General features: G+C 63.9%; 15 protein-coding genes and 1 other RNA gene. 12 read left to right on the top strand and 4 right to left on the bottom strand.

The annotated features are described in order from the left end of the window. Positions 1–156: 156 nt before the first annotated feature. Positions 157–1,818 carry an MFS transporter gene (locus JJB74_RS14005; protein WP_200592503.1) on the bottom strand — a complete coding sequence of 554 codons (1,662 nt, stop codon included), beginning with the start codon at positions 1,816–1,818 and terminating at the stop codon, positions 157–159. A 435-nt stretch (positions 1,819–2,253) separates the two neighbouring features. Here JJB74_RS14005 and JJB74_RS14000 point away from each other — a divergent pair, with 435 nt between their 5' ends. The 12 genes from JJB74_RS14000 to JJB74_RS13945 all read left to right on the top strand — a co-directional run bounded on the left by JJB74_RS14000 (position 2,254) and on the right by JJB74_RS13945 (position 14,152). Beyond that, entirely contained in the window at positions 2,254–3,432 is a 1,179-nt protein-coding gene (locus JJB74_RS14000) for an acetyl-CoA C-acyltransferase (protein ID WP_200592502.1), read from the top strand. Positions 3,433–3,525: 93 nt separating this feature from the next. Beyond that, positions 3,526–5,343: an acyl-CoA dehydrogenase gene (locus JJB74_RS13995; protein WP_200592501.1), complete on the top strand. Its 1,818-nt coding sequence runs from the start codon at positions 3,526–3,528 to the stop codon at positions 5,341–5,343. 163 nt (positions 5,344–5,506) lie between these two features. Then, positions 5,507–6,292, top strand: a complete 786-nt coding sequence (locus JJB74_RS13990) for an SDR family oxidoreductase (RefSeq protein WP_200592500.1) — start codon at positions 5,507–5,509, stop codon at positions 6,290–6,292. Next, positions 6,292–6,711, top strand: coding sequence for a PaaI family thioesterase (locus tag JJB74_RS13985; protein WP_200592499.1), 420 nt, complete (start codon positions 6,292–6,294; stop codon positions 6,709–6,711). Before JJB74_RS13990 ends, JJB74_RS13985 begins: the two co-directional genes overlap by 1 nt. A 70-nt stretch (positions 6,712–6,781) precedes the next feature. Then, positions 6,782–7,777: an NADP-dependent oxidoreductase gene (locus tag JJB74_RS13980; protein ID WP_200592498.1), complete on the top strand. Its 996-nt coding sequence runs from the start codon at positions 6,782–6,784 to the stop codon at positions 7,775–7,777. A 9-nt stretch (positions 7,778–7,786) separates the two neighbouring features. After that, positions 7,787–8,725, top strand: coding sequence for a glutathione S-transferase family protein (locus JJB74_RS13975; RefSeq protein WP_200592497.1), 939 nt, complete (start codon positions 7,787–7,789; stop codon positions 8,723–8,725). Positions 8,726–8,749: 24 nt separating this feature from the next. Beyond that, positions 8,750–9,655 (top strand): SDR family oxidoreductase, encoded by a 906-nt coding sequence (locus JJB74_RS13970; RefSeq protein ID WP_200592496.1) that lies wholly within the window; start codon positions 8,750–8,752, stop codon positions 9,653–9,655. 29 nt (positions 9,656–9,684) lie between these two features. Continuing rightward, a complete protein-coding gene (locus JJB74_RS13965; protein ID WP_200592495.1) occupies positions 9,685–10,587 on the top strand; it encodes an alpha/beta fold hydrolase in 903 nt (300 codons plus the stop codon). 120 nt (positions 10,588–10,707) lie between these two features. Then, on the top strand, positions 10,708–12,060 hold the full coding sequence (locus JJB74_RS33255; protein ID WP_234484173.1) for a L,D-transpeptidase Cds6 family protein: 1,353 nt from the start codon (positions 10,708–10,710) through the stop codon (positions 12,058–12,060). Beyond that, positions 12,030–13,265 carry a L,D-transpeptidase family protein gene (locus JJB74_RS13955; protein ID WP_200592494.1) on the top strand — a complete coding sequence of 412 codons (1,236 nt, stop codon included), beginning with the start codon at positions 12,030–12,032 and terminating at the stop codon, positions 13,263–13,265. The genes JJB74_RS33255 and JJB74_RS13955 overlap by 31 nt, the downstream gene beginning before the upstream one ends. Before the next feature lie 33 nt (positions 13,266–13,298). Further along, complete coding sequence (locus JJB74_RS13950) at positions 13,299–13,736, top strand: acyl-CoA thioesterase (RefSeq protein WP_407672346.1); 438 nt, start codon at positions 13,299–13,301, stop codon at positions 13,734–13,736. Beyond that, positions 13,733–14,152 (top strand): GNAT family N-acetyltransferase, encoded by a 420-nt coding sequence (locus JJB74_RS13945; protein ID WP_200592492.1) that lies wholly within the window; start codon positions 13,733–13,735, stop codon positions 14,150–14,152. Before JJB74_RS13950 ends, JJB74_RS13945 begins: the two co-directional genes overlap by 4 nt. Positions 14,153–14,485: 333 nt before the next feature. On the opposite strand, the gene ssrA is transcribed toward JJB74_RS13945, so the two are convergent. From ssrA to JJB74_RS13930, 3 genes are all read right to left on the bottom strand, one after another. Continuing rightward, positions 14,486–14,829, bottom strand: a transfer-messenger RNA (tmRNA) gene (gene ssrA, locus JJB74_RS13940). 222 nt (positions 14,830–15,051) lie between these two features. Further along, on the bottom strand, positions 15,052–15,795 hold the full coding sequence (locus tag JJB74_RS13935) for an NRDE family protein (protein ID WP_200592491.1): 744 nt from the start codon (positions 15,793–15,795) through the stop codon (positions 15,052–15,054). Beyond that, entirely contained in the window at positions 15,795–16,073 is a 279-nt protein-coding gene (locus JJB74_RS13930) for a DUF4936 family protein (RefSeq protein ID WP_200592490.1), read from the bottom strand. Before JJB74_RS13930 ends, JJB74_RS13935 begins: the two co-directional genes overlap by 1 nt. Between the last annotated feature and the right edge of the window lies 1 nt (position 16,074).

Raw genomic sequence — 16,074 nt, 5'->3', positions numbered from 1 at the left:
TGCCCTTGCGGCATCTCCATGGTGATAGGCACGCGGACAATAGCAAAGCAGCGACCGCATTGACAGGCGTGCGAGTGGGGGTGTGTCGAAGCGCGCAAAGGAAAACGCCGGCCCGAGGGCCGGCGTTGCAGTCCGGGCATGAACCTTCGGCGCGTACTAGTCGTTGGCGTAGATATCGCGGTCGCGGGTTTCGCGGATGAACAGCATGCCGATGACGAAGGTCGCCAGCGCAATCACGATCGGATACCACAGGCCGTAATAGATGTCGCCCTTGTAGGCAACCAGCGCGAACGCCGTCGTCGGCAACAGGCCGCCAAACCAGCCGTTGCCGATGTGATAGGGCAGCGACATCGAGGTGTAGCGGATGCGGGTCGGGAACATTTCCACCAGCATCGCCGCGATCGGGCCGTAGACCATCGTGACGTAGATCACCAGAAGGACCAGCAGCAACAGCACCATGCCCTTGTTCATCTGCGCAGGATCCGCCTTGCTCGGATAGCCGGCGGCCTTGATCGCATCGCCAATTTCCTTCTTGAACGCGGCATCCTTGGCGGCGGCTTCTTCCTTGGACAGGCCGCTGGCGTCATAGCCATTGATCACCTTGTCGCCGACCTTGATCTGCGCTACCGAACCGGTCGGGCCGGCTTCATTGGTGTAGGCCACCGAGGCGTTGGCAAGGAAAGTGCGGGCGATGTCGCAGGAAGAATTGAACTTCTTGGTGCCGGTCGGGTTGAACAGGAACTGGCATTTCGCCGGGTCGGCGGTGACGGTGACCGGGGAGTTCTTGATCGCGGTTTCCAGCGCCGGGTTGGCGTAATGGGTCAGCGCCTGGAAGATCGGGAAGTAGGTCAGTGCAGCAATCAGGCAGCCGCCGAGGATGATGGGCTTGCGTCCGATGCGGTCGGCCAGCGAGCCGAAGATGATGAAAAAGGGCGTGCCGATCAGGAGAGCGGCGGCGATCAGGAAGTTGGCGGTGGTGGCATCGACCTTCAGCGTTTGCGTCAGGAAGAACAGCGCATAGAACTGGCCGGTGTACCAGACCACGGCCTGGCCGGCGGTCAGACCGACCAGGGCCAGAATGACTACCTTCAGGTTGCGCCATTGGCCGAAAGCCTCGGACAGCGGCGCCTTCGAGGTCTTGCCCTCGGCCTTCATCTTGGCGAAAGCCGGCGATTCATTCATCGACATGCGGATCCACACGGAGACCGCCAGCAGGAACACCGACACCAGGAAAGGCACGCGCCAGCCCCAGGCATTGAACGCTTCTTCGCCGACGGCGGTGCGGGTGCCCAGGATCACCATCAGCGACAGGAACAGGCCCAGGGTCGCGGTGGTCTGGATCCAGGAAGTGAAGAAGCCGCGCTTGCGGTCCGGCGAATGCTCGGCCACATACGTTGCCGCGCCGCCGTACTCGCCGCCCAGGGCCAGACCCTGCAGGATGCGCAACGCGATCAGGATGATCGGCGCAGTGATGCCAATGGAGGCATAGCCGGGCAGGAGGCCGACGATGAAGGTCGACGCGCCCATGATCAGGATGGTGACCAGGAAGGTGTACTTGCGGCCGATCATGTCGCCGAGGCGGCCGAACACCAGCGCGCCGAAGGGCCGCACGATGAAGCCGGCGGCAAACGCGAGCAGCGCGAAGATGAAGGCGGTATTGGGATCGGTGCCGGCGAAGAACTGCTTGGCGATGATGGCGGCCAAGGATCCGTACAGGTAGAAGTCATACCATTCGAATACGGTGCCGAGGGAGGAAGCGAATATGACCTTGCGTTCTTCCGCGGTCATACCGCGTGCTGCGGTCTGAACAGTGCCCATGTTGTCTCCATTGTGTTTGTTTAAGGGGCGGATAAGACGTCGATGAGTCTAGGAGTGCTACCTTACGGAAAACTTGCAAAAACTTACACGTAACTTACTGAAATGCCGATAAGCGATCATTAAGGACATGGCAGCCCCTTTTTCTGTGTCCGCTTCGTGCAGCAAATCGCGCATCAGGCGGCGCGTCAACCGGATCGCCGAGCGAGATATCGCAAACAGTCGCGCTGCAGCCTGTCTTTTAGCGCGACGATACGCCGGCGGAAGCGGTGCAAAAGTTTGCGAACGACCGTACTTAATTGTGCTATTCTCAAGCCCACAAACAAAACGCCGGTGACCGACGCGGACCCTCCGGCAACTAGAGACATCATCCTTAACGGCTACACATCGCCACTGCAATCCCTTCGCCAATACCAACAGGAACCACAGGAGACTCACATGACTGACGCCGTCATCGTTTCGACCGCACGCACCGGCCTTGCCAAATCGTGGAAGGGCGCCTTCAACATGACCCATGGCGCGACCTTGGGCGGCCACGTGCTGGCAGCCGCCATCCAGCGTGCCGGCATCGAACCGGGTGAGGTCGAGGACGTGATCATGGGCTGCGCCACGCCGGAAGGCGCGACCGGCAGCAACATCGCGCGCCAGATCGCCATTCGCGGCGGCTGCCCGGTGACCACCGCCGGCATGACCATCAACCGCTTCTGCTCGTCGGGTCTGCAAACCATCGCCACTGCGGCCCAGCGCGTGATCGCCGGCGAAGGCGATATCTTTGCCGCCGGCGGCGTCGAATCGATCTCCTGCGTGCAGCAGGAAGCCAATCGCCACATGATCGTCGAGACCTGGCTGAAGGAGCACAAGCCCGAGATCTACTGGCCGATGCTGCAGACCGCCGAGAACGTTGCCAAGCGCTACAAGATCTCCAAGGAACGCCAGGACGAATACGGCGTGCGCAGCCAGCAGCGCGCTTTCGCCGCGCAGAACGAAGGCAAGTTCAAGGATGAGATCGTGCCGATGACCACGATCATGGGCGTGGCCGACAAGGCATCCGGCATGCTGATGACCCGCGAAGTGACGATCGACTCGGACGAAGGCATCCGCGGCGACACCACGATTGAAGGCGTATCGAAGATCCGTACCGCGATTCCGGGCGGCGTGATTTCCGCCGGCAACGCCAGCCAATTCTCCGATGGCGCCTCCTGCGCCATCGTGATGAGCAGCAAGCTCGCCGAGCAGCGCGGCCTGAAGCCACTGGGCATCTTCCGCGGCTTCGCCATCGCCGGCTGCGAGCCGGATGAAATGGGCATCGGCCCGGTGTTCGCGATTCCGAAGCTGCTGCAGAAGACGGGCCTGAAGGTCGAGGACATCGGCCTGTGGGAATTGAATGAAGCCTTCGCAGTGCAGGTACTGTACTGCGCCGACAAGCTCGGCATCCCGATGGATCGCCTGAACGTCAACGGCGGCGCAATTGCAGTCGGCCATCCGTACGGCGTATCCGGCGCGCGCCTGACCGGCCATGCGCTGATCGAAGGCAAGCGCCGTGGCGCCAAGTACGTCGTGGTGACGATGTGCATCGGCGGCGGCCAGGGCGCTGCCGGCCTGTTCGAAGTCGTCTGATACACGTTGCAACAGGGCCCGCCGCATGCGGGCCTTTTTTTCGCCAGCAAACATCAAGCGCGCCGCCTGCCTGCCGGCGCGTCGGAGACCAGCATGCAATCGATGTTACTTTCCCGCCGCGATCTCGACTTCCTGCTCTATGAGTGGCTGGATGTGGAATCGCTCACCAAGCGCTCGCGCTACGCCGACCACAGCCGCGAAACCTTCAACGCCGCGATGGATACCTGCGAGCAGGTCGCCACCGATCTCTTTGCCCCGCACAACAAGAAGAGCGACCAGCAGGAACCGCATTTCGATGGCGAGCGGGTGCACATGATTCCCGAGGTCGGCGCCGCGTTGAAGGTGTTCTGCGAAGCCGGCCTGATGGCCGCCGGACAGGACTATGAACTCGGCGGCATGCAATTGCCCTGCGTGGTCGAGAAGGCCGGCTTTTCCTATTTCAAGGCGGCCAACGTCGGCACCTCGTCCTATCCGTTCCTGACCATCGGCAATGCCAACACGCTGCTCAAGTGCGGCACGCCCGAGCAGATCGAGAAGTTCGTCAAGCCGATGCTCGAAGGCCGTTTCTTCGGCACGATGTGTTTGTCGGAGCCGCAGGCCGGCTCGAGCCTGTCGGACATCGTGACCCGCGCCGAGCCGCAGGAAGACGGCACCTATCGCCTGACCGGCAACAAGATGTGGATCTCGGCCGGCGAGCATGAGCTGTCGGAAAACATCGTGCACCTGGTGCTGGCCAAGGTGCCGGGCCCGGACGGCAAGCTGATCCCGGGCGTGAAAGGCATCTCGCTGTTCATCGTGCCGAAGAAGCTGGTCAACGATGACGGCAGCATCGGCGAGCGCAACGATGTGGTGCTGGCCGGACTGAATCACAAGATGGGCTATCGCGGCACTACCAACTGCCTGCTCAACTTCGGCGAAGGCAAGTTCAAGCCGGGCGGCCGTGCCGGCGCCGTCGGCTACCTGGTCGGCGAAGTGCACAAGGGCCTGGCCAACATGTTCCACATGATGAACGAAGCGCGCATCGGCGTGGGCCTGGGCGCGGTGGTGCTTGGCTACACCGGCTATCTGCATGCGCTGGACTATGCGCGCAATCGTCCGCAGGGTCGCCATCCCTTGAACAAGGATGCATCCAAGCCGCAGGTGAGGATCATCGAGCACACCGATGTGAAACGCATGCTGCTGGCGCAGAAGTCTTACGTCGAAGGCGGCATGGCGCTGGCGCTGTATTGTGCGCGCCTGGTCGACGAGCAGCGCACCGGCGAATCCGAGGACGTCATCCGCGAAGCCTCGCTGCTGCTGGACATGTTGACGCCGATCGCCAAGTCCTGGCCGTCGCAATGGTGCCTCGAGGCCAACAACCTGGCGATCCAGGTCCATGGCGGCTACGGCTATACCCGCGAATACAACGTCGAGCAGTTCTACCGCGACAACCGCCTGAACCCGATCCATGAAGGCACTCACGGCATCCAGGGCCTGGACCTGCTGGGCCGCAAGGTGGTGATGCAGGAAGGCGCGGCCTTCAAGGCCTTTCAGCGCGCGGCGCGGAAAAGCATCGAGCGTGCGATGGCGGTCGATGGTCTGGCCGGCGACGCCCATGCGCTGGAGGCAGCGCTGCAACGCATCGAAGCGGTGACCCGAGTGCTGTATGCGGCCGGCGACATGAACAAGACGCTGGCCAACGCCTCGACCTATCTTGAAGCCTTCGGCCACACGGTGCTGGCCTGGATCTGGCTCGAGCAGGCGCTGGTGGCCACGGGCAAGGAAGAGGCGCACGACGCCGACTTCTATCGCGGCAAGCTGCAGGCGCAGAAGTACTTCTTCCGCTGGGAACTGCCGAAGGTGCATCAGCAGCTCGATCTGCTGGAGACCGTGGATACCACGACGCTGGACATGCAGGATGCGTGGTTCTGAAAACGCGGTGATGAAGCGCGGCATCCGCTAATCAAGTGCGTAGGGTGGGCGCAGCCCACGCGTCTGCATGCGCAACGCTCGGGCAACGCGTGGGCTGCGCCCACCCTACGCAACGCCATGACGGCCTAAAGGCTGCGATCAATACAGCATTCAAGGAGACACAATGCGTACCACCCAACAACTCTTCGACCTGGCCGGCAAGACGGCCCTGGTCACCGGCGGCTCGCGCGGCCTTGGCCTGCAGATCGCCGAAGCGCTCGGCGAGCAGGGCGCGAAAATCGTTTTGTCCTCGCGCAAGCAGAGCGATCTCGATGAAGCCGTCGCGCACCTGAAGTCGCGCGGCATCGAAGCCTCGGCCATTGCCGCCGATCTGTCGAAACAGGAAGCGGTCGCGCCGCTGGTCGAGGAAGCGATGCGCCGCCTCGGTCACATCGACATCCTGGTCAACAATGCCGGCGCCACCTGGGGCGCGCCGGCCGAAGACTATCCGGTCGAAGCCTGGGACAAGGTGATGAACCTGAACATTCGCAGCATCTTTCTGCTGTCGCAGGCAGTGGCCAAGGCATCGATGATCCCGCGCGGTTATGGACGCATCGTCAATGTCGCCTCGATCGCCGGCCTGTCCGGCAACGGCCCGGAATCGATGCAGACCATTGCCTACAACACCTCCAAGGGCGCGGTCGTCAACTTCACCCGCACGCTGGCCGGCGAATGGGGCCGCCACGGCATCACGGTCAATGCGCTCGCGCCGGGCTTCTTCCCGTCGAAGATGACGCGCGGCACGCTCGAAGCAGTGGGCGAGGAAAAGCTCAAGCGGCGCGCGCCGCTGCAGCGCATCGGCGACGATGAGGATCTGAAAGGCGCGGCGCTGCTGTTCGCCTCCGATGCCGGCAAGCACATCACCGGCCAGATCCTCGCGGTGGACGGTGGCGTGTCGGCGGTGCATTGATGGACACGCCGACCGCCAAACCCTTTCCGACGGAAATCCCGTTCCTGCATGAGCTCGGCGTCGAATTCCTCGGTATGGCCGATGGCCGCGCGCAGGTAGCGCTGACGCTGGAGCCGCGCCACATGAACAGCTGGCATGTGGCGCATGGCGGCGTGGTGATGACGCTGCTGGACGTGGTGATGTCCATGGCCGGCCGCTCGCTCGATGCGGAAGCGCGTGGCGGCGTCACCATCGAAATGAAGACTAGCTTCATGGAGCCGGGCGGCCGCGTCGGTTCGCGCATCGTCGCCAAGGGTCATGCCTTTCATCGCTCGACCAGCATGTGCTTTTGCGAGGGCGAGCTCTGGAATGACGACCGCATGGTAGCCAAGTCCATGGGCACGTTCAAGTTCATGAAGCGCGCCGCGCCGCGCGCATGAGCGCATGGGTCGCGCTGTCATGCGCGGTCCGCGGCTTTTAATGCAGCACCCATTTTGCAAAGGAGTTGTCATGAATACCTATCAGCAGATCGTGCTTGCCTCCCGTCCGCAGGGCCATGTGAGCCCGGACAATTTTCGTCTCGAGTCCGTGCCGGTGCCCAGCGTGGTCGAAGGCCAGGTGCTGGTGCGCAACCACTTCCTGTCGCTCGATCCGTACATGCGCATGCGCATGGAAGACATCAAGAGCTATGCCGCGCCGCAGGCCTTGAATGCCGTGATGGTCGGCGGCACCGCCGGCGAAGTGGTGGAATCGAAGAACCCCAAGTTCAAGCCTGGCGACAAGGTCGTGGGCATGTTCGGTTGGGCCGAGATGGGCCTGTCCGACGGCGCCGGTTTGAAGAAGGTGGATACCGCGCAGATTCCGCTGTCGGCCTATCTCGGCTCGGTCGGCATGCCGGGCATGACCGCCTGGTATGGCCTCACGCAGATCATCGCGCCCAAGGCTGGCGAGACGGTGGTGGTATCGGCCGCCAGCGGCGCGGTCGGCAGCGTGGTCGGCCAGCTGGCGAAAGCGCGCGGCTGCCGCGCGGTCGGCATTGCCGGCGGGCCGGAGAAGTGTGCGTATGTGGTCAATGAGCTCGGCTTCGACGACTGCATCGATTACAAGGCCGGCAATTTGAAAGCCGACCTGGCCGCTGCTACGCCGGACGGCATCGATGGCGTGTTCGAGAATGTCGGCGGCGAGATCCTCGATGCCTGCGTGGCGCGCATGAACCCGTTCGGCCGCATCGCGCTGTGCGGCCTCATCGCCGGCTATGACGGCGAGCCGATGGTGCTCAACAACCTGCGCACGCTGTTGACGATGCGCCTGACGGTGCGCGGCTTCATCGTGTCCGAGCATCCGGAACTGTGGCCGCAGGGCTTGACGGAACTGGGACAGATGGTCGCGGCCGGCAAGCTCAAGTTCCGCGAATCGATCGCCGAGGGACTGGCCGCCGCGCCCGAAGCCTTCATCGGCATGCTCAAGGGGAAGAACTTCGGCAAGCAACTGGTCAAGCTGATCTGAGGAGGCATCATGCCGGACATCATCCTGCATCACTACGAGAGCTCGCCGTTTTCCGAGAAGGTGCGCCGCATCCTCGCGTACAAGAAGCTGGACTGGCTGTCGGTGCATATTCCGCGCGTCATGCCCAAGCCGGACCTGATGCCGCTGACCGGCGGCTACCGCCGCACTCCGGTACTGCAGATCGGCGCGGATGTGTATTGCGACACCGCGCTGATCGCCGACGTGCTCGATCGCCTGCAACCCGAGCCGTCGCTGTATCCGGCGCCTGTGGGCGGCATGTCGCGCATCCTGGCGCAATGGGCGGATGCGACGCTGTTTTGGACCGCCGTGCCGTATGTGTTTCAACCGGCCGGCGCAAAGAGCCTGCTCGCTGGCCTGAGCCCGGAGGAAGCAAAGGCGTTTGGCGCCGACCGCGCTGCCATGCGCGGCAGCTTCGCGACGCTGCCGGTGCCGGACGCGATGATTGCGCTGGCCGAGTACCTGCGTCGACTCGACGACATGCTTGCCGGTGGTAGTCCATATCTGTGCGGCGCGCAGGCCTCGATTGCCGACTTCTCGGTTTATCACTCGCTGTGGTTCATCGCGCGGGCCAAGGACCTGGCCGACATTCTCGACGACACGCCGCGCCTGCTGGCATGGATGGAGCGCATCGCCGAGATGCAGCATGGCGCGCCGCGGCAGATCAGCGCCGACGAGGCGCTGCAGATGGCGCATGGCGTAGAACCGGCGCCGTTCGACGATGCCGGTTTCGTCGATGCGCATGGCGTGGTGCTGGGCGATACGGTAGCGATCACGCCGACCGACTATGCGCTGGATCCGGTCGTCGGCGAACTGGTGATGGCCACCGAGAATGAATATGCGGTGCGCCGCGGCGATGCGCGTGCGGGCAGCGTCATCGTGCATTTCCCGCGCGTCGGCTTCGCATTGAAGCGCATCGACAATCAATAAGACCGAAGGGTCGGAGGAGACAACATGGACAAGTTTGAAAACCGCGTTGCGGTCATCACCGGCGCGGCCAGCGGCTTCGGCCGCGAATTCGCGCGCATCGGCGCGCGCCTGGGCATGCGCCTGGTGCTGGCCGATGTGCAGGCCGATGCGTTGGCCGAAACCCGCGCCGAACTCGAAGGGCAGGGCGCGCAAGTGACCTCGCTGCGCTGCGATGTGCGTCACAGCGAGGAAGTGCAGGCGCTGGCCGATGAAGCGATGCGCGCTTTCGGCGCGGTGCACCTGGTGTTCAACAATGCCGGCGTCGGCGCCGGCGGACTGGTGTGGGAAAACACGCAGGCCGACTGGGAATGGGTGCTTGGCGTGAACCTGTGGGGCGTGATCCATGGCGTGCGCATCTTCACGCCGCTGATGCTGGAGTGCGCGCGGCGCGATCCGGACTTCGAAGGCCATATCGTCAACACCGCATCGATGGCTGGCCTGCTGAATCCGCCGACCATGGGCATCTACAACGTCTCCAAGCACGCGGTGGTGTCGCTGTCCGAGACGCTGTATCAGGATCTGAAGCTGGTGGACGCGCCGATCGGTGCCTCGGTGCTGTGCCCGTATTTCGTGCCGACCGGGATCTCGGCCTCGCATCGTAACCGGCCGGAAGATGTGAAATCCGATGCGCCGCCGACCCCCAGCCAGCGCGCCGCGCAGGCGATGTCGGACAAGGCGGTCGGCTCGGGCAAGGTGACTGCAGCGGAAGTCGCCGAGAAAACCTTCGACGCCATCCGCGACAGCCGCTTCTACATCTATTCGCATCCCGAGGCGCTGGGCAATGTGCAGCACCGCATGGAAGACATCGTCGCCGGACGCAATCCGGGCGACCCGTATGAAGCGGTGCCGCATGTGCGCGAGATGCTGCGCGCCAAGCTGCAGCAGGGCTGATCGAAACGATCCATCCACCGGAGAAGGCAATGGCTGTCGATATCACCGAAGGGCAGTACGCGCAGCTTCCGAACGGCACCCGGCTGCATTATGCCAGCGCCGGGGAGCGCGGCAAGCCGCTGATGCTGTTCCTGCATGGTTTCCCGGAGTTCTGGTACGAGTGGCATGAGCAGCTCGCGGAGTTTGGCGCGGACCACTACGCGGTGGCGCCGGATCTGCGCGGCTTCAATCTGTCGGACATGCCCGCTGATCCTGCTGCCTACAAGGCCAAGCTGCTGATCGAGGATATTGCGCAGCTGATCGCGCATCTCGGCTACGAGCGCTGTGTGCTGATTGCGCATGACTGGGGCGGCGCGCTGGCATGGAGCTTTGCGATCGCGCGGCCGGCGTTGCTGGATAAGCTCGTCATCATCAATGCGCCGCATCCGTACTTGTTCATGCGCGCGCTGGCCGAAGATCCGGCGCAGCAGAAGGCCAGCGCCTACATGAACTGGCTGCGCTCGCCGGGTTCGGAGACGGCGCTGGCCAAGGACGAGTTCGCGATGATGGATGGCTTCCTGTCCGGTATGGGCCAGCCGCCGGCGCCGTGGTTCGTCGGCGAAACCCGGGCGAAATACCATGCTGCCTGGTCGCATGGACTCACCGGTGGCGTCAACTACTATCGTGCCTCGCCGCTGTATCCGCCCACCGAGGCCGATCCGGGCGCACAGCGCCTCTTGGCGCAGATGCAGCCCGCTGACTTCCGGGTCAAGGTGCCGACGCGGGTGATCTGGGGCGAAAGCGATGTCGCGCTGCCCAAGAGCCTGCTCGACGGGCTGGATGGCTTCGTCGATGCGCTGGAGGTGGTGCGCATACCCGAGGGTACGCACTGGGTGGTGCATGAGCAGCCAAAGCGTATCAATCGGCTGATCCGGGAAGCCTTGCCGGACTGACAGCACGGTGTTGCATGCCGTGCCACGGCCTGCGTGCACAGGGGGCGGCGAAGCGCGTGAAAGCGCCGAGTTACGCCCGGCTCGGTGTAACATACCGCTTTTTTCCGCGCCCCCGACCCGATGAGCTTCACGCGTTTCCGACTGCGCCGCACGCGGCTGTTTCTCTTGCCCGTCTTCGCGGCAACGCTCATTTCCGGGGTCGCGCATGCCGACGAGGCTGCGGAAATCAGTAAGCTCATGCGCGCCGGCCAGCAGGCCGAGGCCCTCAAGCGCGCCGATGCCTGGCTGGCGCGGGTGCCGCGTGATGCACAGGTGCGCTTTATGAAGGGCGTGATGCTGGCGGAGACCAAGCCGAATGAAGCGATCGCCATCTTCACCGCATTGACCCAGGACTATCCGCGCCTGCCCGAGCCCTATAACAATCTCGCCGTGCTGTATGCCGCGGCCGGCCAGTATGAAAAAGCCAGCGCTGCCCTGGACAAGGCGATCCGTACCAATCCGGCCTATGCGACCGCCTTCCAGAATCTCGGCGATGTCCACGCGCGTCTGGCTAGTCTGGAATATGAAAAGGCGCTGCAGGTCGATCCACGCGCCAGCGACAAGGTAAAGCTCACGCTGATGCAAAGCCTCGGCGGCGCGGCGCCATCTGCACCATCCGCACCAGCCATTTCCGCCACGCCGCAGGATGCGCGCGCCGCGCCGGTGCAGATTCCGGCGCAGGCGAAAGCCGATATCCGCTCGCCCGAACCGAAACCGGCGCCCACCAAGGCGGCTGACATGGCGCATACCCCGGCTCAGTCCGCACCGGCCACACCAGCGCCGCAGGCCAAGCCATCCGCCTTGCCGCCGCTGGCGAAGCTAGACACCGCCACGCGTCCACTGGCTGATACCAAACCTGAGCCAAGGGCCGAGCCGAAGCCTTCGGCTCCGGCCAAGCCCGAAACCAAGGTCGCCGCGCCTGCCAAGGCTGATGCAAAGCCGGCCGCGCCAGGCAAGCCTGCCTTGAAGTCTGAACCGGTGAAGGCGGAGACGCCGGCCCTCCGGGTGGCGAAGGTGGAGAAGTCTGAGAAGGTAGAGAAGGCAGAAAGGGCGGAGAAGGCAGAGAAGGCACGCCTCGCGCAGGAAGCCGCAGCCGAACGCGGTGCCGTCATGAATGCGGTTACCGCTTGGGCGCACGCTTGGAGCGAGCGTGATGTGCCAGCCTATCTCGCGCACTATGCGTCCGACTTCGAACCGGGCAAGGGCTTGACACGCAAGGCCTGGGCCGAGGAGCGCCATGCGCGCATTACCGGCAAGGGCCGCATCGAGGTACGTGTCGAGAAGCCGCAGGTCGAGGTCAATGGCGCGCTCGCCACCGTGCGCTTTCACCAGGTTTATGTGTCGGATCGCCTGTCGGCCTCGAGCCGCAAGACCCTGACGCTGGAACGCCAGCGCAACGGCAAATGGCAGATTACGCGGGAGAGCACGGGCTGATGGCGCGACGCTTTCGTATTGCGCATGTCGCGCGCTGCCTGATCCTGGCCGCATCGTTCGGTGCCACTTGTGCCGCCGATGCCGCGCTGCCGCGTCCGGATCCGGACGGCCTCCTGATCGCGGTGTACAAGGACCTGGCCGCCAGCCGCCTGCAGGATGCGATGGCCAAGGCGAATGCCTTGGTGAAGGCGTATCCGAACTTCCAGCTTGGCCACCTGATCCGCGGCGATCTGTTGCTGATGCAGACCCGCAAGGTCGAACGTCTCGGCGCGGTCGATGGCGCGCCGCCCGATGCGCTGGACAATTTGCGCGAGGAAGCGGCGGCGCGGCTGAAGGCCTTGTACGAGCGTCCGAATCCGGATGCGGTGCCGCGCGCGGTGCTGCAGCTGCGGCGCGATCAGAAGAATGTGCTGGTGGTCGATGCCAGCCGCTCGCGGCTGTATGTGTACGAGAACCGCGGCGGCGAATTGCATTTCGCGCGCGACTTCTATATCAGCCAGGGCAAGCTCGGCGTGGACAAGCGCAAGGAAGGCGACGGCAAGACGCCGCTGGGCGTGTACTACATCACCAGCCGCCTGGCCGGCGCGCGCCTGCCCGACTTCTATGGCACCGGCGCCTTGCCGATCAGTTATCCGAATGAATGGGATCGCCTGCATGGGCGCGATGGCTATGGCATCTGGCTGCATGGCACGCCGGCTTCCAATTACAGCCGGCCGCCCCTGTCTTCGGACGGTTGCGTGGTGCTGACCAATCCGGACCTGAACCAGCTGTATGCATCGGTCGAGGTAGGCAAGACGCCGGTGGTGATCAGCCGGCAGATGCAGTTCGTCAGCCGCAAGCAGCTTGCCACCGAGCGCGATGCGTTCGCCGCGGTCATCGAGAAATGGCGCGGCGATGTCGAAAGCCTGGATGCGCAAAGGCTGCGCGGCAATTATTCGTCGAGCTTCCGCTCAGATCACGGCGAGGATGCCGATGCCTGGCTGTCGCGCTTCGGTCAGGACCTGCTGCGGCGGCCCGGCGCGGTAAAGCTGACAGTGCGCGACATGAGCCTGTTCCTGTATCCGGGGCAGGACAACCTGATGGTGGCCACCTTCACCCAGGATGCGGCGATCGGCAAATTCCGGCGCAGCACCCGGCGCCGGCAATACTGGGCGCGTGAAGGCGCGTCCTGGAAAATCGTTTCGGAAAGCGCCTGGCAGTCCTGAGCGCTGACAACAAGACAAGCGGGAGACATGCGGATGGCGCGCGAAGACTTTTCCTTTTTTCATAGCCTGCGGGTGCGCTGGGCCGAAGTGGACATGCAGGGCATCGTGTTCAACGGCCATTACCTGACTTATTTCGACGTCGCCTTCACCGAATACTGGCGCGCCACCGGTTTGCCGGATGTGCTGGCGCAGGCGGCGGCTGGCCAGGAAATGTTTGCGCGCAAGGCGACAGTTGAATATCAGGCGCCGGCGCGTTTCGACGATGTGCTCGAGATTGGCGTGCGCTGCGCCGCGCTCGGTCGCAGCTCGATGCGCTTTCTGCTGGAAATCCATCGCGGCGATGCGCACCTGGTGTCGGGCGAACTGGTTTATGTGTATGCCGACGCCGCCGCGCGCCGCGGCGTGCCGGTGCCGCCGGATTGGCGCGAGCGGCTGATGGCGATGGAAAAGCTGGCGCCGGAGACGGCATGACAGTGCATGTCGTCACCGGTTCCTGGCATGCGTTGTCCGACGCGGCTGGCGCGATTCGCTTCGAAGTCTTCGTCGACGAACAGCGGGTGCCGCCCGAGATGGAGCTTGACGAGATGGACGCGGTCAGCCTTCATGCGCTGGCGCTGGACGGCGATAGGCCTGTGGGCACGGGCCGGCTGCTGCCGGATGGGCATATCGGTCGCATGGCGGTACGGCGGGAAGCGCGCGGTCACGGCATCGGCAGCCTGATTTTGAATACGCTATTGGCTGCGGCGAAGGCGCGCGGCGATGCCTCGGTGCTGCTGCATGCGCAGCTGCATGCGCGCCCGTTTTATGAACGGCATGGATTTGCCGTGGAAGGCGATGTGTTCATGGAGGCCGGGATAGCGCATGTGCTGATGCGTTATCGGTTTTGATGTGTTCGCACCCGCTAGATCAGGTGTCTGAACACGTAGGAAAGGGCGTCGGGTAGGGCCTGCTCCGCCCACGCGGTTCTCCGCTGGCCGAGTTACTCCGCTGGCCGAGTTACTCCGCTGGCCGCGTGGACGGAGCAGGCCTAACGGAAACATTGAAAGCTGAATGCCCCCAGTCCTACAGGGGGCGCCCTCTACGGTTGCCGGCTACGGGGATCTGCCGGATTCCCCCACTTCGCGCCCGGCTGCGCACTTTGCTAACGATGAAGTCACGCGGTGCAGGTCCGGCCTTTCTGTTCCCAAGCCTTCTTGCGAAGGGGCCGGATACTCGGTGAATGACAACGGCTATTAGGCCGTCATCCGTTCACATGCGTCGTTGACGGGACCAGCGAAACGGCTGCCGATGTCCTTGCCTTCGACGTAAACGTTGTTGACGTTTATGGAGTTTGCGCTATTTACGTCAGGCGCCTGACGTGTTGTGACTCCGGGTACTCATTCAGCCTGTCGAAACCAGGTCACCCCCGGCAGATGGCGACGGCGTTGTGTTACCGGCTTGCCCGCCATCGGCATCTGGTGGAGGTGGGGAGAATCGAACTCCCGTCCAGACCGCCTTTCGCCTTCGCTTTCCACGGGGCTCGAACGGACGACTTACGCCTTCAGCCCGAATCCCGCCTACAACAATTCGTGAGATCTGTGTGTTTCGTACGGAGCGTCGCGCCGCTGCAAATCGTGGGCTTGACGGAGGCTTGAGTGACGAGAACAGGAATCCGGTTCCTTCAGGGCACGCAATGTGTTGCGCGTTGAAAGCTCCGGATCGCGATGCAGTAGCTTGCTGCATAGGAAGAGACAAGGCTGACGCGCCGGCTAGCCGCTGCCGGCGCGCCGAAAAGTGCTAACCGAATTCAGGCACAGTCGACTTCCGGCCCGGTCAGCCGCTCGGTGAGTTTGGCGCTGCCGTCGGCGCGTAATTCCACCAGCGTCGAACAGCGGGTGCCGTAGTTCGGCGAAACGATGAATGCCGGCGACAGCAGCCGCTCCCATTCAATAGCCATGCCGGTTTTCGGCAGCCGGCAATCGCCTGCGGGCGTGGTGTCGCTGAGCATTTCGAAATAGGCGTCGCTAGGCGCGCCCTGGCACACCAGGCTGCACAGCTGCGCCTTGGTGCGCACGACCTTCGGCCAGGGTGTGTCTAGCATCGCATTCGACAGGCCGTAGATGCCCGGGGCGAGCGGCTTACCGTTGCGCTCGTCGTCGGTCGGGCCGTTGGTGTACCAGACCAATTCCTCGCGATCGCCAACCAGCAGATTGAAGCCGTTGAAATGCGCGACGTCGCCAGCGAGCGCGGCAATGTAATCGGCGGGGCGCTGGCTGCCGGTCAGAAAGTTCGACACCAGCGCGCCGCGCGACGGCGCCTCCCGGCCGATGTATTGCGGCGCGCGGATATTGGTCAGCGCGGCGAAACGGCCATCGCGGGTAATGCCCATCCAGGTACCGCCGGCGCGCAGGTCGCGCCCGGCATAGACCTGCGGATGGTCCGGCCACCAGTCGGCTGGCTGGGTCGGGCGTTCATAGAACTCATCGCGGTTGGCGGCGGCCAGCAGCGGCAGGCCGGGCACGGTTTTCCAGGCAAAGACGATCAGGCACATCAGCAGATATCCACGAAAGTTTCGGTATGGCGGCCGCCATCGATCAGAGCGGCGATGCCGTTCGCCTCGGCAGCTCGCGCCAGCGCGGCGGCAAAGCCCTCAGGCACGTTCGCGTAGACCTCCATCCAGGTTTGCCGGCCGTCGCGAGTTTCAGGCCGGCGCTTCAATGCGGCGCCTACCGCATGCCGCTCGGCGAGCTCGCGCTGCATGCGCTTGACAAGCGGCAGCAGCGCAACGGCGCCAGCCTCGGGCACCTTGTAATAAACGTACAAATCCATC

Origin of the sequence: Noviherbaspirillum pedocola, from assembly GCF_016632335.1 — a bacterium.
In the GTDB taxonomy this organism is placed as follows: Bacteria; Pseudomonadota; Gammaproteobacteria; order Burkholderiales; family Burkholderiaceae_D; genus Noviherbaspirillum_A; species Noviherbaspirillum_A pedocola.
Note: the sequence above shows the minus strand (reverse complement) of the source record. Positions and strands in the feature narration are given on the sequence as shown.

Bases quoted from the DNA above. Each gene is read 5' to 3' on its own strand.
- JJB74_RS14005 (WP_200592503.1), bottom strand. From the start codon at position 1,818: ATGGGCACTGTTCAGACCGCAGCACGCGGTATGACCGCGGAAGAACGC.
- JJB74_RS14000 (WP_200592502.1), top strand. From the start codon at position 2,254: ATGACTGACGCCGTCATCGTTTCGACCGCACGCACCGGCCTTGCCAAA.
- JJB74_RS13995 (WP_200592501.1), top strand. From the start codon at position 3,526: ATGCAATCGATGTTACTTTCCCGCCGCGATCTCGACTTCCTGCTCTAT.
- JJB74_RS13990 (WP_200592500.1), top strand. From the start codon at position 5,507: ATGCGTACCACCCAACAACTCTTCGACCTGGCCGGCAAGACGGCCCTG.
- JJB74_RS13985 (WP_200592499.1), top strand. From the start codon at position 6,292: ATGGACACGCCGACCGCCAAACCCTTTCCGACGGAAATCCCGTTCCTG.
- JJB74_RS13980 (WP_200592498.1), top strand. From the start codon at position 6,782: ATGAATACCTATCAGCAGATCGTGCTTGCCTCCCGTCCGCAGGGCCAT.
- JJB74_RS13975 (WP_200592497.1), top strand. From the start codon at position 7,787: ATGCCGGACATCATCCTGCATCACTACGAGAGCTCGCCGTTTTCCGAG.
- JJB74_RS13970 (WP_200592496.1), top strand. From the start codon at position 8,750: ATGGACAAGTTTGAAAACCGCGTTGCGGTCATCACCGGCGCGGCCAGC.
- JJB74_RS13965 (WP_200592495.1), top strand. From the start codon at position 9,685: ATGGCTGTCGATATCACCGAAGGGCAGTACGCGCAGCTTCCGAACGGC.
- JJB74_RS33255 (WP_234484173.1), top strand. From the start codon at position 10,708: ATGAGCTTCACGCGTTTCCGACTGCGCCGCACGCGGCTGTTTCTCTTG.
- JJB74_RS13955 (WP_200592494.1), top strand. From the start codon at position 12,030: ATGGCAGATTACGCGGGAGAGCACGGGCTGATGGCGCGACGCTTTCGT.
- JJB74_RS13950 (WP_407672346.1), top strand. From the start codon at position 13,299: ATGGCGCGCGAAGACTTTTCCTTTTTTCATAGCCTGCGGGTGCGCTGG.
- JJB74_RS13945 (WP_200592492.1), top strand. From the start codon at position 13,733: ATGACAGTGCATGTCGTCACCGGTTCCTGGCATGCGTTGTCCGACGCG.
- JJB74_RS13935 (WP_200592491.1), bottom strand. From the start codon at position 15,795: ATGTGCCTGATCGTCTTTGCCTGGAAAACCGTGCCCGGCCTGCCGCTG.
- JJB74_RS13930 (WP_200592490.1), bottom strand. From the start codon at position 16,073: ATGGATTTGTACGTTTATTACAAGGTGCCCGAGGCTGGCGCCGTTGCG.